The sequence below is a fragment of the Roseovarius sp. S88 genome (assembly GCF_037023735.1).
GTDB lineage: Bacteria > Pseudomonadota > Alphaproteobacteria > Rhodobacterales > Rhodobacteraceae > Roseovarius > Roseovarius phycicola.
Genome location: NZ_CP146069.1, coordinates 2,330,949 through 2,354,498 on the forward strand (window position 1 = coordinate 2,330,949; position 23,550 = coordinate 2,354,498).

25 protein-coding genes are annotated in these 23,550 nt (G+C 56.8%); 23 read left to right on the top strand and 2 right to left on the bottom strand.

The annotated features are described in order from the left end of the window. The first annotated feature begins 111 nt into the window (after nucleotides 1-111). From alr to RZ517_RS11840, 11 genes are all read left to right on the top strand, one after another. Nucleotides 112-1,149, top strand: a complete 1,038-nt coding sequence (gene alr, locus RZ517_RS11790) for an alanine racemase (protein ID WP_338548422.1) — start codon at nucleotides 112-114, stop codon at nucleotides 1,147-1,149. After that, nucleotides 1,146-1,931, top strand: coding sequence for an MlaE family ABC transporter permease (locus tag RZ517_RS11795; protein WP_338548423.1), 786 nt, complete (start codon nucleotides 1,146-1,148; stop codon nucleotides 1,929-1,931). Before alr ends, RZ517_RS11795 begins: the two co-directional genes overlap by 4 nt. After that, on the top strand, nucleotides 1,928-2,674 hold the full coding sequence (locus tag RZ517_RS11800) for an ABC transporter ATP-binding protein (RefSeq protein ID WP_338548424.1): 747 nt from the start codon (nucleotides 1,928-1,930) through the stop codon (nucleotides 2,672-2,674). The genes RZ517_RS11795 and RZ517_RS11800 overlap by 4 nt, the downstream gene beginning before the upstream one ends. A gap of 76 nt (nucleotides 2,675-2,750) precedes the next feature. After that, nucleotides 2,751-3,209, top strand: a complete 459-nt coding sequence (locus RZ517_RS11805) for a paraquat-inducible protein A (protein WP_338548425.1) — start codon at nucleotides 2,751-2,753, stop codon at nucleotides 3,207-3,209. 125 nt (nucleotides 3,210-3,334) lie between these two features. Next, a complete protein-coding gene (locus RZ517_RS11810; RefSeq protein ID WP_317055137.1) occupies nucleotides 3,335-4,120 on the top strand; it encodes a DNA repair protein in 786 nt (261 codons plus the stop codon). A gap of 60 nt (nucleotides 4,121-4,180) precedes the next feature. Beyond that, nucleotides 4,181-5,545, top strand: a complete 1,365-nt coding sequence (radA, locus tag RZ517_RS11815) for a DNA repair protein RadA (protein ID WP_317055138.1) — start codon at nucleotides 4,181-4,183, stop codon at nucleotides 5,543-5,545. Nucleotides 5,546-5,573: 28 nt separating this feature from the next. Further along, a complete protein-coding gene (locus RZ517_RS11820) occupies nucleotides 5,574-6,134 on the top strand; it encodes a CvpA family protein (protein ID WP_338548426.1) in 561 nt (186 codons plus the stop codon). An 83-nt stretch (nucleotides 6,135-6,217) separates the two neighbouring features. After that, on the top strand, nucleotides 6,218-7,288 hold the full coding sequence (locus RZ517_RS11825) for a Hint domain-containing protein (protein ID WP_338548427.1): 1,071 nt from the start codon (nucleotides 6,218-6,220) through the stop codon (nucleotides 7,286-7,288). A gap of 136 nt (nucleotides 7,289-7,424) precedes the next feature. Then, nucleotides 7,425-8,876: an amidophosphoribosyltransferase gene (gene purF, locus RZ517_RS11830; protein WP_338551144.1), complete on the top strand. Its 1,452-nt coding sequence runs from the start codon at nucleotides 7,425-7,427 to the stop codon at nucleotides 8,874-8,876. Further along, nucleotides 8,873-9,445: a DUF2199 domain-containing protein gene (locus RZ517_RS11835; protein ID WP_338548429.1), complete on the top strand. Its 573-nt coding sequence runs from the start codon at nucleotides 8,873-8,875 to the stop codon at nucleotides 9,443-9,445. The genes purF and RZ517_RS11835 overlap by 4 nt, the downstream gene beginning before the upstream one ends. Nucleotides 9,446-9,458: 13 nt before the next feature. Then, entirely contained in the window at nucleotides 9,459-9,881 is a 423-nt protein-coding gene (locus RZ517_RS11840) for a hypothetical protein (RefSeq protein WP_338548430.1), read from the top strand. A gap of 161 nt (nucleotides 9,882-10,042) precedes the next feature. On the opposite strand, the gene RZ517_RS11845 is transcribed toward RZ517_RS11840, so the two are convergent. Then, nucleotides 10,043-10,609, bottom strand: coding sequence for a biotin transporter BioY (locus RZ517_RS11845; RefSeq protein ID WP_338548431.1), 567 nt, complete (start codon nucleotides 10,607-10,609; stop codon nucleotides 10,043-10,045). A gap of 110 nt (nucleotides 10,610-10,719) precedes the next feature. Between RZ517_RS11845 and RZ517_RS11850 the strand changes: the two genes are divergently transcribed. The 4 genes from RZ517_RS11850 to RZ517_RS11865 all read left to right on the top strand — a co-directional run bounded on the left by RZ517_RS11850 (nucleotide 10,720) and on the right by RZ517_RS11865 (nucleotide 14,269). Continuing rightward, nucleotides 10,720-11,370 carry an SDR family NAD(P)-dependent oxidoreductase gene (locus tag RZ517_RS11850; RefSeq protein ID WP_338548432.1) on the top strand — a complete coding sequence of 217 codons (651 nt, stop codon included), beginning with the start codon at nucleotides 10,720-10,722 and terminating at the stop codon, nucleotides 11,368-11,370. Between the two features lie 196 nt (nucleotides 11,371-11,566). Continuing rightward, nucleotides 11,567-12,349: a 5'/3'-nucleotidase SurE gene (gene surE / locus RZ517_RS11855; RefSeq protein ID WP_338548433.1), complete on the top strand. Its 783-nt coding sequence runs from the start codon at nucleotides 11,567-11,569 to the stop codon at nucleotides 12,347-12,349. Between the two features lie 7 nt (nucleotides 12,350-12,356). Beyond that, complete coding sequence (locus RZ517_RS11860; protein WP_338548434.1) at nucleotides 12,357-13,040, top strand: protein-L-isoaspartate(D-aspartate) O-methyltransferase; 684 nt, start codon at nucleotides 12,357-12,359, stop codon at nucleotides 13,038-13,040. Between the two features lie 80 nt (nucleotides 13,041-13,120). Further along, nucleotides 13,121-14,269 carry a peptidoglycan DD-metalloendopeptidase family protein gene (locus tag RZ517_RS11865; protein WP_338548435.1) on the top strand — a complete coding sequence of 383 codons (1,149 nt, stop codon included), beginning with the start codon at nucleotides 13,121-13,123 and terminating at the stop codon, nucleotides 14,267-14,269. A 222-nt stretch (nucleotides 14,270-14,491) separates the two neighbouring features. On the opposite strand, the gene RZ517_RS11870 is transcribed toward RZ517_RS11865, so the two are convergent. Further along, nucleotides 14,492-15,304, bottom strand: a complete 813-nt coding sequence (locus tag RZ517_RS11870) for a helix-turn-helix transcriptional regulator (protein ID WP_338548436.1) — start codon at nucleotides 15,302-15,304, stop codon at nucleotides 14,492-14,494. A 638-nt stretch (nucleotides 15,305-15,942) separates the two neighbouring features. Here RZ517_RS11870 and RZ517_RS11875 point away from each other — a divergent pair. From RZ517_RS11875 to RZ517_RS11910, 8 genes are all read left to right on the top strand, one after another. Next, complete coding sequence (locus tag RZ517_RS11875; protein WP_338548437.1) at nucleotides 15,943-16,116, top strand: Flp family type IVb pilin; 174 nt, start codon at nucleotides 15,943-15,945, stop codon at nucleotides 16,114-16,116. A 141-nt stretch (nucleotides 16,117-16,257) separates the two neighbouring features. Continuing rightward, the gene (gene cpaB / locus RZ517_RS11880) at nucleotides 16,258-17,235 is read left to right on the top strand and encodes a Flp pilus assembly protein CpaB (RefSeq protein WP_338548438.1); all 978 of its coding nucleotides are present in this window, start codon (nucleotides 16,258-16,260) and stop codon (nucleotides 17,233-17,235) included. 12 nt (nucleotides 17,236-17,247) lie between these two features. Continuing rightward, nucleotides 17,248-18,801 carry a pilus assembly protein TadG-related protein gene (locus RZ517_RS11885; protein WP_338548439.1) on the top strand — a complete coding sequence of 518 codons (1,554 nt, stop codon included), beginning with the start codon at nucleotides 17,248-17,250 and terminating at the stop codon, nucleotides 18,799-18,801. After that, a complete protein-coding gene (locus tag RZ517_RS11890) occupies nucleotides 18,798-19,295 on the top strand; it encodes a TadE/TadG family type IV pilus assembly protein (protein WP_338548440.1) in 498 nt (165 codons plus the stop codon). Before RZ517_RS11885 ends, RZ517_RS11890 begins: the two co-directional genes overlap by 4 nt. Next, nucleotides 19,292-19,939, top strand: coding sequence for a TadE/TadG family type IV pilus assembly protein (locus RZ517_RS11895; protein ID WP_338548441.1), 648 nt, complete (start codon nucleotides 19,292-19,294; stop codon nucleotides 19,937-19,939). Before RZ517_RS11890 ends, RZ517_RS11895 begins: the two co-directional genes overlap by 4 nt. After that, nucleotides 19,939-21,165, top strand: coding sequence for an AAA family ATPase (locus RZ517_RS11900; RefSeq protein ID WP_338548442.1), 1,227 nt, complete (start codon nucleotides 19,939-19,941; stop codon nucleotides 21,163-21,165). Before RZ517_RS11895 ends, RZ517_RS11900 begins: the two co-directional genes overlap by 1 nt. Before the next feature lie 11 nt (nucleotides 21,166-21,176). After that, nucleotides 21,177-22,556 (top strand): CpaF family protein, encoded by a 1,380-nt coding sequence (locus RZ517_RS11905; protein WP_338548443.1) that lies wholly within the window; start codon nucleotides 21,177-21,179, stop codon nucleotides 22,554-22,556. A 12-nt stretch (nucleotides 22,557-22,568) separates the two neighbouring features. Further along, on the top strand, nucleotides 22,569-23,537 hold the full coding sequence (locus RZ517_RS11910; RefSeq protein WP_338548444.1) for a type II secretion system F family protein: 969 nt from the start codon (nucleotides 22,569-22,571) through the stop codon (nucleotides 23,535-23,537). Nucleotides 23,538-23,550 lie beyond the last annotated feature (13 nt).

Consider the following 23,550-nt stretch of genomic DNA (forward strand, 5'->3'; position numbering starts at 1 on the left):
AAAAGCCTTCTGAAGGCTTTTGCCAAGACTTTTCAGAAAAGTCTTGGCCCCGCCCGGAAAGAGCCGCCTTTCCACTTGACCCTTTTCTCTATCCTGTCAAAACCACCCCCCATGAGCACCGGACAGCTGACCATTGATCTTGATGCCATCGTCGCCAACTGGCGGGCGCTGGATGCCAAAACCGCGGGCGAAACCGCCGCTGTGGTCAAGGCAGATGCCTACGGTCTGGGCATGGCGCGCGTGGCGCGCGCGCTGGCCCGTGCTGGGGTTAGGACGTTTTGCGTCGCAGTCGCTGAGGAAGGTGCCACTCTGCGCGAAGCTCTAGGCCCTGGCCCGGCCATTCATGTCTTTTCAGGCCATATGGCCGGTGACGCCGACATGATCCGCGATATGGACCTCATGCCGATGATCAATTCGGTTGATCAGCTCATCCGCCATCTTGAGGCCGCGCCGCTGGCGCGGTTTGGGATTCAGCTTGATACCGGGATGAACCGGCTTGGAATGGAGCCACCCGAATGGGCCGCTGTACGGGAAATGGCGCTGGCCGCCCATCCGCTTCTGATCATGTCGCACCTTGCCTGCGCCGATGAGCCGGACCATCCGATGAACGCGCAACAACTTGCGGCCTTTACCGAGATGACCGAGGGGCTGAATGTGCCGCGTTCGCTGGCGGCGACAGGCGGAATTCTTTTGGGCGAGGCCTTTCATTTTGATCTCTGCCGCCCCGGCGTGGGTCTTTATGGCGGTCTGCCCTTTGCGGAGGCCACCGCTGTGGCCAGCCTTGATCTGCCGGTGATACAGTGCCGGGATCTCACCGAGGGAGAAACCGTGGGCTATGGCAACACCTTCACAGCCAGGAAACCCACCCGCATCGCCACCGTGTCGTCTGGCTATGCCGATGGCATCATTCGGGCCATGGGACCAAAGACCATTCTCTATGCGGACGGTGTGCCCTGCCCTGTTGCAGGCCGGATTTCAATGGATTCGATCAGCGTTGACATCACTGAAATGACCAGCGATCCCAAAGCGTTGCGACTTCTTGGTCCGGATCAGACTGTTGATGATCTGGCCAAGAATTCGGGTACAATCGGCTATGAAATCCTGACGTCTCTGGGCGCGCGCTACGCGCGGCGTTACAGCGGCGGATGACCCTCATCCTCTCTCCTCTGGCGGCGCTTGGGCGCAATACACTGGCGGCGCTGGCCATGCTGGGACGCGTGACACTCTTTATGCTGTCCGCGTTTTCACACATCCTGCGACCGCCTTTTTACCCACGCGAACTTCTGCATGCTTTGTTGCAGATTGGTTGGTTGTCGCTGCCGGTCGTGGGCCTCACTGCGATCTTCACCGGCGGCGCGCTTGCGTTGCAAATCTATTCCGGCGGCGCGCGGTTCAATGCCGAGGCCGTGGTCCCGCAGATCGTCGCCATCGGTATGGTGCGGGAACTTGGCCCCGTTTTGGTGGGTTTGATGATCGCCGCGCGCGTGACCTCCTCCATCGCCGCTGAAATTGCCACGATGAAAGTGACCGAGCAGATTGACGCGCTCACAACGCTGTCGACCCACCCAATGAAATACCTCGTCGCCCCCCGCGTCCTGGCCGCGCTCATAACCGTGCCCGTCCTCGTAGGCATCGGCGATATCATCGGCATCCTTGGCGGCTATACCGTGGCGGTGCAGAACCTCGGCTTCAATGCCGCCACCTATATGCAGAACACAGTAAATTTTCTTGAGGCGCGCGACATCATATCCAGTCTTGTGAAAGGCGGCGTGTTTGGTGTCATCGCGGCCCTCATGGGCTGCTACTACGGCATGGATTCAGGCCGCGGTGCGCAGGGCGTAGGCCGCGCCACCAAAGGCTCGGTGCAAGCCGCAGCCGTACTCATTCTGGCGGCGAATTTCATCCTCACAGGGGTGTTTTTCTCGATATGATAGAGCTCAACGACGTCCACAAAGCCTTTGGCGACAATCAGGTTCTGCGCGGGGTGAACCTCAACATTCCCAAGGGCACGTCGATGGTGATCATCGGGGGTTCGGGCACGGGCAAATCCGTAGCGCTAAAATGCGTGCTTGGGCTTATTCACCCTGATAGTGGGCTCATCACGCTCGACGGCAAAGACGTGACCAAAGGCGACCGCGATGCGTTTCTGGCGCGCTTTGGGATGCTCTTTCAGGGCGGTGCGCTGTTTGACTCGCTCCCGGTCTGGCAAAACGTGGCCTTCCGCCTTTTGCGCGGGTCTTTGAAACGGCCCAAGGACGAGGCGCGTGAGATTGCCATCGAAAAACTGCGCCGTGTGGGGCTGACCCCGGATCAGGCCGACAAGTTTCCCGCCGAGCTTTCTGGCGGCATGCAAAAGCGTGTGGGACTGGCCCGTGCCATTGCCGCGGAACCGGAGATCATCTTTTTCGATGAGCCAACCACTGGCCTTGATCCGATCATGTCGGGTGTCATTAACGAGTTGATCCGCGAGATTGTCGTCGAGATGGGCGCTACGGCGATGACCATCACGCACGACATGTCCTCGGTCCGGGCGATTGCAGACAACGTGGCGATGCTCCATGGCGGCAAAATCCGCTGGACCGGGCCTGTGGCAGAGATGGATACTTCTGCCGACCCCTATCTGGAGCAGTTCATCACCGGGTCGGCAGAAGGACCGATTGAGGCGGTTCGGTGAGAAGCGCCTAAACTTTTCTGAAAAGTTTAGGCAAAAGCCTTTAGAAGGCTTTTGCGGCACCGCATGAAGGACGGATATGATCAAATACCTCAACCTTACGCTTCTCATCCTTTTCCCCATTGCATGGTTCGCCCCTCTGATGCGCGCCGGTCTCCTTCCGCTCTTCGGCCTATCAGAGATATCTGTCATCACCGGGCTGCAATCGCTTTGGGAAAGCGATGTGTTTCTCGCTCTGCTCGTGACCTTCTTCGCCCTCTTCGCGCCCTACCTCAAAACCATTGGGCTGGCCCTCATCCATTTCGGCTATCTGCGCCGCAAAACGCTGCCGGTGCTGCATATCCTGGGCAAGCTGGCCATGGCCGATATCTTTCTCATCGCGCTCTACATCACGCTCACCAAAGGCATTGGTGTGGGCCGGATTGAGACCGCCTGGGGGCTTTATCTCTTCACGGCGTGTATCCTTGCCTCCATCGCTATTGGCTTTACCACAGAGAAGCGCGCACGCGCTGGTGATCGTGGTGTGAACAAGAATTAAGTCAATAAAACCAAATTTTTAGGTAAGTCTTTCAGGTTTGCACCAAACGGTGATGCCAATGTGTATGCACGCCCGGCAACTTCCCGCCTACATCAATGCAGAACCACTTCTATTGGGGCAAGAAAATGACCAGAACCATGCGCACCGCCGCCGCGATTGTCAGTCAGGCTTTGAACCGACTGGCGCTCCTTGCTTTTTCCATCGCCGCGTTATTGCTCGTCGGAGCAACAGCGCTGGCCTCATTCGGCCTCCTGCCCTGGCTAGAGTTTCAGGCCACATTCGGCGGAACCGTCTATGACAATGCAGGCCAAATCGCACAGATCACACTCACCGCTCTGGCAGTTCTTCTCTGTGCCTTTCTGCCTGCAAACTTCCGGATCATGGCGCTGGAAAACTCGCATCGCAAGTTTCACCTCTCGATGCAGGATGTGACCCAAGCCTACGCCACAACGCATGCCGCTGACCGTGCGGGCATGTTCAACATCAAAACCGAATTTGACGGCATTCGCGAGCGCCTGGCCTATATGCGAGAGCATCCGGATCTTGAGACGCTTGAACCGCAGATCCTTGAGATAGCAGCACAGATGTCTTTCATCAGCCGGGATTTGGCCGAGGTCTATTCTGATGACAAGGTCGACCGCGCCCGAGCCTTCCTCAAACAACGCCAGCAGGAGGTCGAGATCTTCAATCAGCGCATTGATCAGGCGAAAGGGGTCATTCACAGCCTGAAACACTGGTCTCAGGACGTTGAAACCGAGGAAAGCATCGCGCAAAGTCAGATCGCACGGTTGCGCGAGGAGTTGCAGGACATCCTGCCCGAGCTGGAGCAAGAGCCAGAGCTCGCCCTGCCCGAGTTTGAGCCACCCAAAAACGGCTATGTCTTTGGCCTTCACCAGACGCCTGCAGAGTGAGCAATCTTTCCAGGCAGATGACCATTTGACCCGCGCCCCGGCATCAGGCATGACCGAGGCATGGGCAAAACTGCTTCCTTTTCGTGCACCGCATGCGGTGCTGTGCATTCCAAATGGTCTGGGCGGTGCGAGGCGTGCGGCGAGTGGAACACGATTGTCGAAGAGGCACAACTTTCGACCGGCCCGGCCTCCAAATCTCTGGGTTCTAAACGTGGCACACCCATTCAACTAGCCGATCTGGCCACCGAAGAGGCCCCGCCCCCGCGCACGCAATCGGGCATAGCAGAGCTTGACCGCGTTTTGGGCGGCGGGCTTGTCCCGTCTTCAGCGATTTTGGTGGGGGGCGATCCGGGCATCGGCAAATCCACCTTGCTGTTGCAGGCTGCGGCCAAGTTCGGCGCTGCGGGGGTTAAGGTGTTCTATGTCTCAGGCGAAGAGGCCAGCGCTCAGGTGCGCCTGCGTGCCCAGCGGCTTGGCCTTGGCGATGCACCGGTGCAGCTGGCCACAGCCACCTCGCTGCGCGATATTCTCACAACGCTCGAGGCCGAAAAACCCGATCTCGTGATCATTGACTCGATTCAGACCATGTGGGCCGACAATGTCGAAAGCGCGCCGGGCTCCGTGGCGCAGGTCCGCGCCTCGGCCCATGAGCTGACCACCTTTGCCAAGCGAAAGGGCACGTCCGTCATACTCGTGGGCCACGTCACCAAGGAGGGCCAGATCGCAGGTCCCCGTGTTGTCGAGCATATGGTCGACACCGTGCTTTATTTTGAAGGCGAACGCGGACATCAGTTCCGTATTTTGCGCAGCGTCAAAAACCGATTTGGCCCGGCAGATGAAATCGGCGTTTTTGAGATGACTGGTGCTGGGCTGGCCGAAGTAACCAACCCCTCTGCGCTTTTCCTGTCAGACAGAGGCGATCCTGCGCCGGGTTCCGTCGTGTTTGCAGGCATCGAAGGCACACGGCCTGTTCTGGTCGAAATGCAGGCGCTTGTCGCCCCCACTCCGCATTCCCAGCCCCGACGCGCTGTGGTGGGCTGGGACAGCGCGCGTCTCGCCATGATTCTGGCGGTGCTGGAGGCGCGGTGTGGCATTCCCTTTGCGGGCTTGGATGTCTATCTCAACGTCGCAGGCGGCATCAAAATCAGCGAACCCGCCGCCGATCTGGCCGTTGCAGCCGCCCTCTTGAGTGCCCGAGAAGACACAGCATTGCCCCAAAACTGTGTCCTTTTCGGCGAAATCAGCCTGTCTGGTGCCCTCAGACCGGTTGCTCAAACCGGAAACAGGTTGAAAGAGGCCAAAAAACTTGGTTTCACATCAGCCATCCTTCCTTCGGGTGGAAAATCCGAGGGGTCGGGCGGGCTGACGCTCACGCAGATGAGTGATCTGACCGGCTTTGTAGGTGAGATTTTCGGCGCGGGCTGACCTGCGTCATTGGGACAGGAAAGAGCAAATGGAAGGCTTTACCATCATTGACGGCATCGTGGTGCTTGTCATCGTGTTGTCTGCGCTTTTGGCCTATTCGCGAGGCTTCGTGCGCGAATCGCTGGCCATCGCAGGTTGGGTTGTCGCAGCCATTCTGGCTTTTGTCTTTGCCCCGCAGGTTGAACCGTTGGTCAAGGAAATCCCCGTCCTGAGCGATCTGATCGGCGAAAATTGCGAATTGTCTATGATCGGCGCCGCAGCGCTTGTTTTTGCCGTGGCTCTGATTGTGTCTTCCCTGATTACTCCACTTTTTTCATCCATTGTGCAGCGCTCTGCCCTGGGTGGATTGGACCAGGGGGCCGGGTTCCTCTTTGGTGTGGCACGCGGCATTCTCCTCGTTGCGATTGCCTATTTCGTCTATGAAACGGTCATCAGCGGCCAGAACATCGAGATTGTCGACGACAGCCGCTCAGCGCGCGTGTTCTCGCAACTTACCGAGAAGATTCAAGATGGCGACCCTGAACAAGCTCTGGGATGGGTTACGCAGCAATATGAGCAGCTTGTCAGCGCCTGCGACGAATCTCAGTAATCAATTGCACAACTTCAAATTCGGTTGATGTGTCGCGAAATACCATTTTCGCGACACATTTTTGAACTCTTGATCTTGCTTATGTGAATTGCTTTGCAAGTTCGGAGGTCAAAATAGTTGCCCGCAGTTTCTTTGCCATAAGCAACGACAATCTGGTTGTCGATAGCAGCTCCAATGGAGCGATTGTTGGCAATCCCGTGATCAACAACTCCGACACCCCAAATGGCACAGTGTTCACTTATTCCGCCGGCGGCGGCACCACTGTCACGATTGATGATACAGGCGGCGATCCGGACATTTTTGAAGATGACAACACAGCCGGGCATTCCGTCACAGACGGCGGTGGAATCGTGTCAAATGGAACACTTGTTGAAGCAGAGTCCCTGATTTTCGTGCGGGCACTGGACATCAATGGCAATTTGACCGGCCCAACCATCACAATCACGGTGTTTTCCCAAAATGGCGTCACCGGGAACGTGTGGGGATTTTCTCCCGACATCGAGCTTCAGGATGGCGTCCAGTATGAAAAAACGGGCGGCTCCAATATCGGCAGTTCGTCCTACAACACGTTCGTCACCTGTTTTGCGTCCGACACGCGCATTGTAACGCCAGATGGCTGCAAGACCATCGATACGCTTCACATCGGTGATCTGGTTTGGACGATGCGGGACGGTTTTCAGCCTGTAAACTGGATTGGCAGAACCGAGGTCACTGCCGAAGGCGCCTTTGCGCCCATCGTCGTACCTAAGGGCGTGTTTGGCAACACGCGTGATCTCGTCTTGTCGCAAGAACACAGATTGCTCCTGCGCGCACCAGAAGCTGAGCTGCTCTTTGGCTACACTGACGTCTTGATCGCCGCAAAGTATCTTTGCGGATTTGAAGGTATACACATCCGGACCGGCGGCACGATCCGCTATGTCCATGTCATGTTCGACCAGCATCAGATTGTTGAAACAGATGGTGTTCTCAGTGAAAGTTTCTTCTTAACGCGCCAGGCTCTGACGGGCTTGGAACGCACCCAAACAGAAGAACTGCTGGCACTGTTCCCGTCCCTGGAAGAACACATCGAAGCGTTTGGACACACGGCCGCACGTACATTGAAACGCCACGAGGCCAGCCTTTTGCTGGATCATATGACAAAACGCGCTGCTTGACCCTTGAGGTGAACAATTTGCGTTACGTTAATTCCGCTCTGGATACGTGATAGTTTCGTGACATATGCCCTCAGACACCCTATTTAGTGGGTCCAAGCGTAAAGGGATTCGGAGCTGCCCGTTGTCCGACAAAACCATGCCGCCCTCTCATCCGTTCGATGACGATAAACTGCGCGAAGAATGCGGGATTTTTGGGGTTTACGGCGTCTCCGATGCCGCCAATTTCGTCGCTCTCGGTCTGCACGCCCTGCAACACCGCGGACAAGAGGCGGGCGGCATAGTCGCCCATCACCCCGATCACGGGTTCAATTCCGCCCGGCGATTTGGTTATGTGCGCGACAACTTCACCCGCCAATCCCTTATGGAAACCCTGCCTGGCCCACTGTCGATAGGCCATGTGCGCTACTCCACCGCAGGCGGCAAAACACCCGTGATCCGGGACGTGCAACCGTTCTTTGGCGAGTTTGCCATGGGTGGGGCGGCGATTGCGCATAATGGCAATATCACCAATGCCGATGCGCTGCGCAAAGAGCTGGTCGAGCGCGGCTCGATCTTTCAGTCCAATTCCGACAGCGAATGCATCATTCATCTGATGGCCCGCTCATTGCAACGCACGATCCCTGAACGCATGGAAGACGCCCTGCGTCGGGTTGAGGGCGCGTTTTCCATCGTGGCCATGACCCGCAGCAAGCTGATTGGCGTGCGCGATCCGCTGGGCGTGCGCCCCTTGGTGCTGGGTCAGGTGGGCGATGGCTGGGTGCTTAGCTCGGAAACCTGTGCGCTGGATATCATCGGGGCCAAGTATGTCCGCGAGATTGAACCCGGCGAAATGGTTGTCATTAACGGTAACGGGGTGGAAAGCCACCGCCCATTCCGGCCGCAGCCTTCGCGTTTCTGCATCTTTGAGCATGTCTATTTCTCACGTCCCGACAGTATCATCGGGGGTCAATCCGTCTATGAAACGCGCCACCAGATCGGCGTGGAACTGGCCAAGGAAAGCCCGGTGGAGGCAGATCTCGTCTGTCCTGTGCCGGACTCAGGCACCCCAGCGGCCATTGGCTTTAGCCACGAAAGCGGAATTCCCTACGCGATGGGTATCATCCGAAATCAATACATGGGCAGGACATTCATCGAGCCCACAGAACAGATCCGCAACATGGGCGTGCGGCTTAAACTGAATGTCAACCGTGCACTCATCGAAGGCAAACGCGTGATACTTGTGGATGACAGCGTGGTGCGCGGCACCACCAGCCGCAAGATCAAGGACATGATCCTGGATGCAGGCGCCAAGGAGGTTCACTTCCGCATCGCAAGCCCTCCGACCGCGTGGCCCTGCTTTTACGGTGTGGACACACCCAATCGCGAAAAGCTCTTGGCGGCCACCATGTCCGAGGATGAGATGCGCGAACACCTGGCTGTCGACAGCCTGAAATTCATCTCGCTCGATGGGCTTTACCGCGCCGTCGGAGAGGCCAAAGGCCGCGACAAATCCTGCCCGCAATATTGCGATGCCTGCTTCTCGGGGGACTATCCGGTGGAACCGTCAGATCAGATCGAGAAGGGTTTTGAGCTGAAGGCAGCGGAGTGATCGACCTTGCAAACGACCCGCGCTGGCAACGGTTCAATGACACAGGGTATGAATGCCCGTGCTGTGGTGAGAGCTTTGACGGTATTTTTGACATAGCTTTTGACCACCCTGAGGTTTGGCCGCATGGTAATCGCGCGCAAAGCGGAGAAGCCACCCTAACAATTGGGGAAGACAAACTCGGGAGCGAGTATTGTGTTTACAATGAGCACCGCTTTGTCCGATGTCTGGTTGAACTGCCCATTTTTGGCAGCTCGGAACGATTTGCATTCGGCGCGTGGGGCAGTCTGCATCCTGACAATTTCACTGCCTATGTGCAGGCGGTTCAAGATAACACTGAGGACAGATTTGAAGGCTGTTTTTCCTGGCTGAGTAATGCATTGCCGGGTTTTTCTGACTGCGATTCAATCGGATGCGATTTCAAACCCATCGATACGAGAACACGTCCTAGGCTTTGGGCGCAGGATGGCCCCTTGAGAGATGCGCAAGTCAAGGGTATCACCTTCGATCAGCTTCTCGACATCTACCAAGAATCCGGCAGCGACATACGACCGCATCTGATGCAGAGCTAAGTTTTCGAAAGAGATGCCCGGTTGGGTTTTCGAGCAGGCTGCCCTACGCTGCGCTGCGGCAATTTTCCGCTCTTTCCAGACCACGCCCCTTTCAAAACCCCACAAAGAGGCCTATCTGCCCCGCCGACCGGTGCGAATTGCACCCAGCGGAAAGAAACTAGATACCATGGCGACAGACGACACCACCCAGACCCCGCCAGAAACCCTGTCAGCGGCCACACTGCGCGCGGACTATCGAAGCGCCCACAACCGCCCGCTTCTGATCGGCACGGTCCTCGCGCCCAAGGAACGCAGCGCGCTCTTGCGGCTAAACGGGCGTATCAGCAAGGTCACGGTCGGCGACCGCATCGGACAGACCGAGATTGCCGCAATCGAAGAAGGCCGCGTGGTGCTGTCGCTGCTCGGCTCAACCTACGACCTGCGGCTGCCTGGTTGATATGCGTCACCAAATATCGGGCGCAGTGTGCCACCACATGTCTTTTGGCGATGCCATTCACTTGAATAGACATTCCGCCGGATTTTCCTGAAAAATTCGAGGCACAAAAAGGAAAAACGCCGCCCCAAAGAGGCGGCGCCAATTCTCAACCTTAGAGAGTATCAGGCTTTGCGACTTTTGATCGCCTGCCAGCCACCCCAGACCACCATTGCGGCAATCACAGCCTTGATCGCATCGCCGAGCAGGAACGGTGCCATCCAGCCCGTCCAAAGCTCGGGCAGTGTCTTGCCAAGAGCCGCGGCTGGCCAGGCCAGGCCGGGAATATATAGCAAGAGCGAGATCACAGCGCCGCAAATCGCGGTTGAAACCACGCCTTTGGCCAGACCTTTCTCAACCGCCAGACCGGCCAGAAACGCCATGCCGACGAAACCGTAGAGGAACCCGGCGGTCGGACCGACAAGCGCGGCTGTCGCCATACCGTTTGAAAAGACGGGGAAGCCCATTGCACCGTAGGCCAGGTAGGTCACCAGAGTGGCGGCTCCAAGGCGCGACCCAAAGGTGAAACCCACAATCAGAATCGCCAGACCCTGCAGTGACATCGGCACCGGCCAGCCCACGCTCGCCTGTGCGACAAGCGAGATGAACAGCGCACCACCGAGGACCAGCCCCAGCTTGCGGATCAGGCCTTCATGGCCAAGAATTGCCTTGCTCAGAACAGTGTCTTGCATATCGAGCGTCCTTTCATGTCCCGTGTTTGGGATTTGTTTTTCGCACGCACGTGAGAAAGTCAAGCGAATGCGCTTGATTTGGACCTCTGCCTTGTGAGAAGGGAGCGGCCATGAACGATGCAAAAGTCAGAAAAATCGCTCTGATCACGGGGGCATCACGCGGTCTGGGCGCAGGCTGCGCGCTGGAATTGGCCAAGACCCATCACGTGGTAGCCGTCGCGCGCACGACCGGCGGGTTGGAAGAGCTTGACGACCAGATCAAGGCAGGCGGTGGCGAGGCCACACTTGCCCCCATGGATATTACCGTGGAAGGCGCGATGGCGCAGCTCTGTCGGTCTATCTATGACCGCTGGGGCAAAATTGACATCTGGGTGCATACGGCCATTCATGCAGCTCCCCTGTCGCCGACCGCCCATATAGAGATGAAGGACTGGAAAAAGTCCGTCGACATCAACATCACTGCGCTCACCCGCCTGATCGGCTTTGTCGCGCCGCTTCTGGGCGATACCGGTCGAGCGCTGTTTTTTGAGGACGCGCGCGCAGGCGAGAAATTCTTCGGCAGCTACGGCGCCACAAAGGCCGCACAGATGGCACTGGTGCGCAGTTGGCAGGCCGAGACCATCAAGATCGGCCCCAAGGTCAATATCCTGACCCCGGCACCGATGAACACCGCCACCCGTGCGCGGTTTTTTCCCGGAGAGGACCGAAGCGCCCTTTCACAGGCCAATGAGGAGGCCGCGCGGCTTTTGGCGGGGATTTAGCGGGCGTTTAGAAAGGCCAAAGATGAAATTGAATTGGCCACCATTCACGCGACGGGTGGTCAAGCCGGGCTCAAGGTGGTCACTCAACCGCAAGCACCCAAGATCACCGCATAAGACCACCCGCTTGCCCCGCTCTCTTACCCCGGATAGACAGCGGTAAACGGCACCCCGCCACCGCAACCCCAAGGAGCAGCGTTTGCGCATTCTCATTACAAATGACGATGGCATCTCGGCGCCTGGCCTGGCGGTGATGGAAGATATCGCGACCGAACTCGCAGGCCCCAATGGCGAGGTTTGGGTTGTCGCCCCTGCCTTTGAGCAATCCGGTGTCGGCCACTGTATTTCTTTCACCAACCCGATGATGATCGCCGAAATGGGTCCGCGCCGCTTTGCCGTGCAGGGCAGTCCGGCCGATTGCGTGCTAGCCGCAAAGCATGACGTGATGGCCGACGCGCCACCCGACCTCGTTCTTTCAGGTGTCAACAGAGGTAACAACTCGGCCGAAAATGCGGTCTATTCCGGCACCGTGGGAGCGGCCATGGAAGCCGCACTTCAGGGGCTGCCTGCGATTGCACTCAGCCAATATTACGGGCCGCGCAACAAAGACCTCGATGACAAGTTTGAGGCCGCACGCATCCACGGGCTGGCCACTGTGCGCACTCTTCTGGACAAGGGCATCTGGAGCAAAGATGACTATGGCATTTTCTACAACGTGAATTTCCCCCCAGTTCCGGGCGCCGAGGTCAAGGGCCTGCGCGCTTGCCGCCAGGGGTTCCGCCGCGACATGGGGTTTGGCGTCAAACCGCATCATTCGCCCTCGGGGCGCAAATTCCTGTGGGTGACCGGCGCGCCACAGCAGCAACCCACTGCTGAAGGATCAGATGCGGATTGGAATTTAAAAGGGTATATTTCCGCAACCCCCATGCGTGCGGACCTGACCGCACATGATGTTCTGGATGCGCTGACGGCGATTGAATGAGCCAAAGATGAGCGAAAACGCCCCCAAAGAAGCCGCGCCCGACCCCGAGGCAAGTGCGGCAGAACGCAAGATGCAGTTCCTGTTCTCGCTGCGCTCGCGCGGGGTGACGGATGCGCGGACACTTACGGCTATGGAAAAAGTCGATCGCGGCCCTTTCGTGCGTGGTCACTTTGCCACCCATGCCTATGACGATACGCCGTTGCCAATTTCCTGCGGACAAACCATTTCGCAGCCCTCCGTCGTGGGGTTGATGACCCAGGCGCTGAAGGTCCAACCGCGCGACAAAGTGCTCGAAGTGGGCACCGGATCCGGCTATCAGGCCGCAATTCTCAGCCAACTCGCGCGGCGCGTCTACACTGTGGATCGTCATCCTCGACTGGTGAACGAGGCCGCCGAGATTTTTCGGGAACTCGACCTGACAAACATTACCGTGCTTACTGGCGATGGAAGCTTTGGCATACCCGATCAGGCGCCGTTTGACCGCATTCTTGTCACAGCTGCGGCTGAAGATCCGCCAGGACCTCTCTTGGCGCAGCTCAAAATTGGCGGTATCATGGTTGTACCAGTGGGACAGTCCGACGCAGTCCAGAGCCTTATTCGGGTGACAAAGACCGAAAACGGATTTGACTATGACGAACTGACCCCGGTGCGTTTCGTGCCCCTGATCGAAGGCTTGGGCCGGGACGAGTAGCGCAGACATGCGTTGTCGTGATACAGGTAGTTTTAAGAAGCTCCGGCCAACAAGGGGCATTTGATGAGGACAAAATCGAGATGAGTTTTCGCTTACACCGCGTGGGCACGCTGACCGGATGCGCAGCATTGATGGTTTTGACAGCATGTTCTGACCTGGACTTCGATCTGCGTGGCGGCGCATCGAGCACTGCATCAGCCGCGCGCCAGGCAAACACGGACCGGCCCGCGCCTGACACCCGCGGGATCATTTCCTACCCCAGCTATCAGGTGGCCGTCGCCCAGCGCGGCGACACCCTGCGCACAGTGTCGCAACGCATAGGCGTCGATGTGAACGCCTTGGCCAGCTACAACGGCATAGATCCCGACGCGCCCTTGCGCCAGAATGAGATCATCGCCCTGCCCACCCGTGTCGCAGAACCCGAAGGGGGCCCGATCACGGCCAGCGGCGTGGATATCACCACGCTGGCCGGATCCGCAATTGATGCAGCTGATGGTGCAAACCCAAGGCCCGGCACTCTGACCCCGGCAGGACCCGGTGTTGAGCCGATCCGCCATCAGGTCCAGCGCGGTGAGACGGCCTTTACCATTGCACGGCTTTACAATGTCTCGGTGCGCAGCCTTGCAGACTGGAACGGTCTTGGAGCCGATTTCGATGTGCGCGAAGGACAGTACCTTCTGATCCCAGTCGCCGTTGCCGACACCCGCACCGCCTCAGTTGAGGCCACACCGCTGCCCACCGAACCGCCCGGAGCTGGCACGCCAACACCCCTGCCCCCAAGCGCGTCTGAGCCGTTACCGGAACAAGACACCGCGCCCGCGTCGCAACCCGTCGCGCGCACCGCCGCGCCCGACCTGAGTGGTGAGACCAAGAAACGCGAAACGCGCATGGCCTTCCCGGTCAACGGCGACATCATTCGAGAATATGCCAAAGGCAAGAATGACGGCATCGACATTGCAGCCCCTCCGGGCACACCGGTGCGCGCCGCTGCGGACGGCACCGTGGCCGCGATCACCAAGGACACCAACGGTATCCCGATCATCGTGGTCAAACATGACGACAACCTGCTGACGGTCTATTCCAACGTGGTCAAAGTGAAGGTCGACAAGGACGACCGTATCAAACGTGGTGAACAGTTGGCCGAGATCAGAGCTGACGGCGCAGCGGCTGTGCATTTCGAAGTGCGCAAAGGCTTTGACAGCGTGGATCCAATCCCGTTTTTGCAGTGATGGAGCGAAGGCGCCGGAAACTTTGAAAGTTCCAGGTCCGATGTCTTGTCAAGACATCGGTTCATGAGGCGGGTTGAAAACAAGTCGATGTCTGCTGTGCGGACGGAGCCGTCGTTGATCTTTGCTCCGCCAATGTCGGCTAATGAGCGCAGCGTTCAAATGTGTTGGTAGACGACTGATACGTCTCAACCCAATGTCGCTTCGATTTTGCTCACCGCATCTTTAATTGTATTGGGCAGCGTCAAGTTCCGCCGAACGCGTTAAATCTTCTCGTTCAGGCCACGCTGCGGACTCAGATGAACAATTCAGTTTGTGCAGTAGCTCAATCTGACTGGACGCGCCTGTCTTCGAGAAGATGGAACTCAAATGCGACCGCACGGTCGCCGGACCGATAGACAAGTTTTCGGCAATAACATTCACTGTCATGCCCTCGCGCAACAGTGTACAGACGCGGAATTCGCTCCTGCTGAGCTTGGCCGGGTTTTCTACGTCCAGAAGTGGGAGCCCGTCGTCCCGTCGCGACCGGACGCAAGACGGCATGCCATTTTGGACAATTTTCTTTGTTATGAGCCCGGGAGACCGGCGTTCCCAGCAACTTGCGAACGTGCCAAGCAGGTTTGTCAGCAGGTCCAGATCATACTGCTTGGGCTGATGTCTGTAGTGGAGTTCAAGACAGTCCAGATGACTCCCCTTCACCTCCAAAGGACAGACAACAACTTCGAAGAGATCGACAGGCATAGTTCGATGGCTAGAAGGCAGCACATCGGACGGCATAAAGCCAACGTCAGACCATTTCCAGATCGATCCGGCCTTGGCGGACGTCATGCAGTCACGCAAGACATGTTCTGCATGAGAATTCGGCTGTGTCCCCCAAAGCTTGCCCGATTGCGCATCGCAACGCGCGATATACTTGATTTGGTCATCATTCGATCTTCTGCGAGAGATCACAGCGGCGTCGGCTTTTACTGAAACCATCAGCCTGTGCAAGGCTTGATGAAGCTTACCATTGTCGCTCAGGGCGCAGGTCCAATCCATAACAAGATCGAGCCCTTCCCTCACATTTCGACGATCTGAAAAATTAACGGTCAAAACACACACCACAACCCAGACTATAAAACCAGAAAGCTACCGAAACATGGAACTTTCATCCTCAAGTCCTACGCCAGAAACCTCTGATCTGGCAATAATTCGGGCCAAAATGTGGCGCCAGCACGGCCTTGGATGCCGTTCTTTGTGGAAATATGGACAACTTACAGCGTGACGAAGGTTTGAAATTAACAGAGTTTAAGAGATTGTTTTAATGCACTTTAAATCTAATCCTATAAGCCAAACGTCGTTGAACTCAGGATTAGCCTTCGTGAAGGCTGTGGATAACTCCTCATAAAAGCCACAATTCCGTCGCTACGAAGCCATTGTTTCTGAATGTTTCAGAGCACGTGTCCAATTGTTGATTCGTTTTATGGTTTTGCCAGCCCAAAACTGTCTGAAAAATTCGTTAACTGGCAGCTAATGCACAGCGAGACACAACCTAGGCGGGAATTTTTACAGCAGGTGGTGGATGCGTTTCGCCCCATGGCTCTCCTAATCTGATTGTCGAGCTCAGGCAGCGATTTGTCGGGCTTGCGCCCTGAAATCTCTGGGGTGCGTACTTTTCACTTCCGAATGGGGGAAACATGACTAAGCTTTTTAAAAAATTCGCACGTGACGAAGAAGGTGCGGCAATTGTCGAATACGGCCTTGCACTTTTGGTAGTTGCTTCAATCGCGGTTGGTGCATTTGGCGCGTTGGGGACAACGACTAATACAAACGTTGGCACCGCTTGTGCAGCAGTTGGCGCCGCCTGTTAAGGCAGAGACCTAGATCTCTATCCATCTCAAAATCATTTCTGCGCTGCCACATCTCAGGTGGCGCAGAAAACCCACCCTGGCCCCGGACACCCAATCAGCCAGAGGTTTGGAGTTTAGACATCGACCAATTTGGAGAAAGACATGCGGATCAAGCCAATTATCACGACCGTGTTTGGGATTGCGATTGCGGCAGGTTCCGTGTTCGTGGCCAACAACCACTTGCTTGCCACTAACGACGCATCGACGTCAGCCAGCCAATCCGAGCTTGTCGAAATCTACTTGGCGCGCTCTGAAATTGCGTTTGGACAAACAATTGAACGCCATCTCGTCACCGTACATGCCTGGCCTCGAGACGCACTTCCACCCGGAGCGTTTTCGGATCTGTCCCTGCTTGTCCCGGACAATCCAGAACAGCTGCGCCGCGCCAAGGGCCGGTTCTATCCCGGTGAAGTCGTGATCGCTTCGAAGGTCTCGAATTTTGGAGAAAAAGTAACTCTGGTTCAAAAGCTCGGTGAAAACACCCGTGCGATGGCGATCAAGGTGGACGCGGTCACCGCGGTAGGCGGTTTTGTTACGCCTGGCGACTATGTGGATATCGTTTTAACCCAAGGGCGTCAGCTTGAACTGAGCGCGGTCACGATCCTGCAGAAGATTCGTGTGATTGGTGTAGACCAACAATCCGAAGAATTGAACGAACAGCCCGAAGTCGCGCGCACCATCACGGTCGAGGTGACGCCAGAACAGGGGCAGCGCCTTGCTTTGGCGCAAAAGGCCGGAACGCTGAGCCTGACGCTTCGGACCTTGGAGGGCGTCGAGGACAAACCGCTTGAAATGGTGCGTTTGCGCGATCTGCTGCAAGAGGAAAGCCCGGTTGAAAAAAGTGAGATTCAACCAACCGTTAAGGTCCGGCGTGGAACGGATTCCGAAATCGTCATTATCAAACGCAGTGTGCCGATCAGCAAACCAGCCGTCGAACAGCCGGCATCAGAGTCTTCGAATGAGGGTGACACGCTCTCTGACCCTGCGCGTCCGGTGGAGTCGAGCCAAACGCAAACCGAGCCGTCCGACGACGCAGCCAATGTTGCCACCGTGCTGACAAGCGACATCCAGACACAGTGAGGCCTTTGACGTATGAAACTGCAACGAACCATATCAGAATTTGCCAAGGATGAGTCCGGTACGGTTGCCATCTTGTGGGGCACGTCGCTGGTAGCCTTCCTGGGGTTTCTTGCAATCACACTTGATGTCGGTCGTTTGCAAGCTACCCATGTCGAGCTGCAATCCTTTGCCGACAACGTCGCGCTGGCGGCAGCAGGTGAACTTGACGGCCGGAACGATGCCATCACGCGGGCGACCAATGCTGCGGCCAATTTGATCAGCGACAGTCAGACCTTTGCCAATGGATCAACAACGCTTTCTGGTGCCGCAGATTACACTTTGACATTTCACTCCGCGTTGCCCGCGTCTGATCTGACGCCTCTTGGTGGTGACGTCACCACAAATCCGAACCGGGCGAAATTCGTCGAAGTTGTGCTGACACCCAAGTCTCTGAGCATGAGCCTTGCTTCCGGTCTTGATCGGCTATTGGGCGGGAACGGTTTTAACGCGGCATCTGTATCCGCCGAAGCAGTCGCCGGGTTTACGCAAGCGGCATGCGATATCTCACCATTGATGTTCTGCCTGCCGCCGAACTGGGAAACGACGCTTGGGGTGGGTGACCAAATTCTCCTCCGCAGCGGTGGCAATGGTGCGGCCTGGGGGCCCGGTAACTTTGGCTTTATCGACCTTGCGTCTTTTGAGGACACATCCGGCGTATGCGCGGACGAAGGCGGCAACAAACTGGCCTGCCTGATTGCGGCTCAGAGCAGTATCACGCAATGCGTTCTGACCAACGGCTTGACCACGGAACCGGGCCAAAAGGTCGGCATCACCAATGCGGCCTTTAATGTCCGGTTCGACATGTACCGCGCGGTGCTGAACGGTGAAAGAAACAATCCGGATTTTGCGCCAGCGCCAAATGTGATCAAGGGGATCAAAAAGAAAGGTGGCGGATCGTGCATTCAGGGGAATGAAGAACTGACCGGTGATACTGCCGCCTTGGGGCGTGACACGTGCATCACCAACGGCACGTGCGGCGGCAACAACCGCTTTGGCGATGGCGTCTGGGATCGGGCCGGATACCTGAACACGAACCACGACCTTGCAGATGGTGTGGCCGATGGCGCAGGCAGTGATGCGCATCTTCCACCGCTGTCGGGCACCAACACACAGTACTCCGGCACCCGGTTTGGCATGTATCTGCGCGAAATCGCCTACGGGAATTCCAACCCCTACTCGCCGCCGAATGCAGATTCGATCCTGGATCCGACCCTGTCGGAAACCGGGCGGCCGATGTGCTCCAACAACATGTCCACCGATCCGGCGCGTCGCGTCGTGACTGCGGCTGGCATCGACTGCGCGCAAAACCCTGTTTCCGGCTCAACTTCGGGCGTTCCCGTCACCCGGTTCGTGTCGGTGTTCCTGACCGAACCTGTTGGGGATGATGGTGGCTCTCCCCCAGCTTTGACATCCACGGCGAAGTTGTCGGCTTCCCGGATGTCGTGGGCGCAGGCGGCGGTGCAAATGGGTTCGGCGGGATTTTCCGCGATGTCGTGCAGCTCTACAGGTAAGGAACGCAGTCTGTGAATTGGCCAAAGCTCATATCACCCAAGACCTTCGCGAAAGACGACCGCGGAGCGATTGTGGTGGAGTTTGGTATTGTTATGCCGGTGATGATTTTGTTGCTGGCTCTGACAGTCGAGTCCGCTCGCCTCATGTGGTCCTATCAATCAGTCATCTCAGGTGTGCGGGACGCAGGACGCTACCTCGCGCGTGTGACACCAGCAGATATCTGCGTCTCAGGTGGCAGCGTGGCCGGACTGACCACGACACTGAAAGACATTGTCGAGCAGGATATTGGCGGCAACGCCCTGTTTCCAGCAAACGTCACGGTCAATTCTGTCACGCCCAGCTTTTCATGTGTCGCGGGAACCTACCGCGTAAGCCCGGCCCCAGTTGGACAGGTCAGCGCCAATGTCACAATCCAATTTCCGATGGGTAATGTCCTGGCCCTGTTCGGAAACGGAATTTCCTCGGTGACAACAGATGTTGCCGACGCGTCGCGGATTTTCGGACAATGAGAGTTGCTTGGCATATCATCGCTCCAGCCACGCGCCGGGTCAGCATGTTCCGCGAGGATCAATCGGGCGGCGTACTGGTGGAATTTGCGCTCGTTGTCTCGCTGTTTCTGTTTCTTTTCGCGGCCCTGCTGGACTACGGACGCCTGTCCTATAGCGGTGTCACAGCACAAAACGCCTCACAGTTGGCGGCCCGTATTGCTGCTGTGCGTCCCCCGGCCTGTGCAGGGCTGCCCTTGACGCATCAGCGTGGTACATCGACCGCGAACCTGCGGTTTGGCACCTCCTGCAGCGCAGCTGCCGGGGTATGCGCAAGCGTTCCAACCATTTCATGCACGGGCAGCGCCGCCAATCCGACTGCGGCCGAAATCTGGGGACGCGTCAGCCCGCTCTTACCCGTGGGGACGACGATAGATGCCCTTCAATTCACCTACACGTTTGATCCGAATATCGGGTTTCTCGGCGGTCCCTATTCGCCGATGTTAACCGTCGATCTGGCGCTGGATGATTTTCAGTTCGCCTCACCACTCGCCGCCCTCGCCAATGCCGCGGGTGCAACCAACAGCGAGATTGGATCAGCCGCCACCTATTCAAGTTTCAGTGTCTCAATGCCCGCAGAAGACCTTGCCACAGGAGAATCTCGCTAATGGAGTTTGTGAGTACCCGACATTCGTCCCGCTCGTTCATGGTCATCTCGAAACGAGACGCGTTCATCGAAATCATGACCGAGGTTTTTCCTGAATCGGAGAACAACAAACTCGTCACTTCCGACGAGACATTGCAGGCCATGAATGGTCGCGCCGTAGAGCTCGCCTTTGAGCATGATGTCGTGATTATTGAGGCTGACCCGGACGATGAACAGGAAACGCAGGCCATTCGCGACCTGCTCTCAAACCGGACCAACAAAACGGTGTTTCTCGCACTCACAGGAAGCGATGTCTCCATCGCGAAAGCGCGCAAGCTTCGCGCGGTTGGGATCGATGAAGTTCTTCCCCTGTCGATTGACGGCGAAGAGCTTAGATCCGTGGTGGATGAAAAAATCCGCGAACGCACGGCGGCGCAACCTGCATTTCACCAAAGCATTCCGGCTTTGGGGCACTTGATCCCGGTGGCACAAGCGCGCGGCGGGATCGGCGCCACAACTGTTGCTGTAAACCTTGCCTGCGCGCTCGCAGGCAGGCCAGCAGGCTTTTTCGGCAAACGCGATGGCAGCCGTGTGGCGCTTCTGGATCTCGACCTTCAGTTTGGAAATGCAAACGTGTTTCTCGACATCGAAGACAATGGTGGCTTCCTGCAATTGATCGAGTCCGCAGAAGAGCCTGATGAACGTTTCGTGGTCTCCACCTTGCAGCAGCACCCACTGAAAATCGACGTTCTGTGCGCCCCGCTACAATTGGTCCCACTTCAATCAATGCGTCAGGACCTGCTCGAAAAAATCCTTCAGGTTTTGCTCGCTCGTTACGATTATGTGGTTGTCGACCTTCCGCGTGCGGTTGTCGATTGGGTCGAGCCCATTCTCAAGCAGGCCACCGAGCTTATTCTTGTCACGGACACAAGCGTGCCATGTGTGCGCCAGGCACGTCGTTTGATTGACCTCTACCGCGAAGAAAATGTCGGTCTGCCGGTCGAGATTGTGGTGAACCGTGAGCAGAAACCACTTTTCAAATCGGAACATCTTCGCGAAGCCGAAAAGGTGCTGGAGGCCAAGTTGACCCATTGGATCCCCGACAATGCAAAGATCGCGCGCAGTGCGACGGATCTGGGTCAACCCATCATGAACACCAAACCAAAATCGGACATCGGCAAAGCCATTGGCAAATTAGCGGGTGCCTTGATGGCTGATCAACAAAAAAGTCTTAAAAAACAAGCGTAAGGGGGACGGACGTGTTTAAGGAATATAGATCGCGCCGCGCAGATCAGAAATCAAACGTGCTCCCTCTGGACCGCGCCATCGAAACCCCGGTGCCAGTACAGGCGCAGCATGAGACCATAGACGAGGACCTGCAGGCGCATTTGGAGCTTAAAAACCGTTTGCACGGAGAGCTTCTGGATCGGATGAATCTCTCCTTGATCGACAAGGTCGAGCGCTCAGAGCTCAAACGCCAAATCGCATCGCTGGTCAGTGGGCTGGTTGAGGCCGAAGGCGTTTACATGCGGTCGGATTCTTTCGCAGACTTGGTTGACGAACTCATTCATGAATTCATGGGGCTGGGACCGCTGGAGCCACTGCTGGAAGACCCCACAATCAACGATATTCTCGTGAACTCCTATGACCAGGTCTATGTCGAACGGTTTGGCTTGCTCGAAAAATCCAAGGTGCGCTTTCGTGATGAACGCCATTTACTGCGTATCATCGACAAGATTGTCACCAAGGTGGGCCGCCGCATTGACGAGTCGCAACCCTGGGTCGACGCGCGCCTCGAAGACGGCAGCCGGGTCAACGCGATCATCCGGCCCTGTTCGGTGGATGGACCTGCGCTTTCCATTCGGAAATTTGCCCGCAATCCACTCACCATCCAACGGCTTGTGGAGCAGGAAAGCCTGAATGATCAGGCGGCCAAGCTTTTGGAGGCTCTGGTGGAGGCGCGCCTGAACATATTAATCTCGGGCGGCACTGGTACTGGTAAGACCACGATGCTCAACGCGGTATCATCCTTTATCGATGACACGCAGCGCATTGTCACAATCGAAGACGCCGCAGAACTTCAGCTTCAACAAGAGCACGTGGTCCGGCTGGAAACCAGACCGGCCAATTCCGAGGGCACCGGTGTCATCACGCAACGCGACCTGGTGCGCAACGCGCTACGCATGCGACCTGATCGCATCATTGTAGGTGAGGTGCGCGGCGCAGAGTGCTTTGACATGCTTCAAGCCATGAACACAGGTCACGAAGGATCAATGACAACCATTCACGCCAATTCGTCGCGTGATGCTCTGGGGCGTGTCGAACAGATGGTCACGATGCTGGGCGCGGACCTGCCGATCAAAACCATCCGGTCGCAGATCGCCTCTGCCATTCACATCGTCGTTCAGCTCAGCCGCCTCAGCGATGGCAGCCGCCGCGTGGTCAGCGTTTCAGAAATCACCGGCATGGAAGAAGACACCATCACGATGCAAGACATTTTTGTCTACAAACGTCGCGGCAAATCAGAAACCGGCCAAATCCTGGGTGAATTTTTGCCAACCGGCATTCGACCCAAATGCGCCGATCAACTGATCGCGTCTGGGATCGACATTGACAATCAGATGTTTGCCCGTCGTTAGGAGGCCCTGCGTATGTTAGAGATTGAACCGTTCACCACCAACATTCTGATCTATATCGCATTGTTCGTCGGGGTTTTACTGGCATTTGAAGGCAGTCAGCAGCTTTTGTTTCGCAAAGAAACCCATGGCGAGGCACGCAACCGTCGCATGAAGATGATCAAGAAAGGTGCGTCCAGCGAAGAAGTGCTTCAACTGCTACGTGACCCTGCCACCATCGGCAAATCTGGCAATCGCGGATTGATCTCTCGTTTGCGCAGTTTGCTGTCGCAGGCCGGTCTGTCTGTTGGTCCGATCTGGGCCGTGCTCGGGTCCCTGGGTTTGGGTAGCGCGACGTTCCTGTCCACGTCACGGGTGCTCAATCCGGATCTGGCCCTTGCGCTGAGTGTAGTCGCTGCAGTCGCCGTCCCGTTATTGGTCTTGACCGGTCTCAAGCATGCACGCCTAAAGAAACTGACATCCCAGCTCCCTGATGCATTAGACCTCATGGCACGAGGTCTCAAAGTCGGTCATCCCGTCGCCGTCACTGTTGGCAACGTCGCCTCAGAGATGCCTGATCCAATAGGGACCGAGTTTGGTCTTATCCAGGATCAAATCAACTATGGTGACGATGTGGGCACGGCGTTTCACGACTTTGCCAAACGCGTTGGAACAGAAGACGCAAATTACCTTGCGGTCAGTGTTGGGATTCAACACGGCACTGGTGGCAACTTGGCGCGCATATTGAATGTGCTGTCTGAGGTGATCCGCGACCGCCACACGATGCGCAAGAAAATCAAGGCGATTTCCGCGGAAGGTCGACTCAGCAGCCTCATTCTGACCTGTCTGCCACTATTAATTTATCTTTCAATCGAGCTGTCTACACCCAGCTTTTATGGCGATGTCCGGGATGATCCCTGGTTTCCATTTTTTGCTTACACCGTCATCGGCTTGACCCTTGCGCAAGGGTTGATCTTGCAACGGCTGGTCAGGTTCAAGTTTTAACGAGGAGACGAAT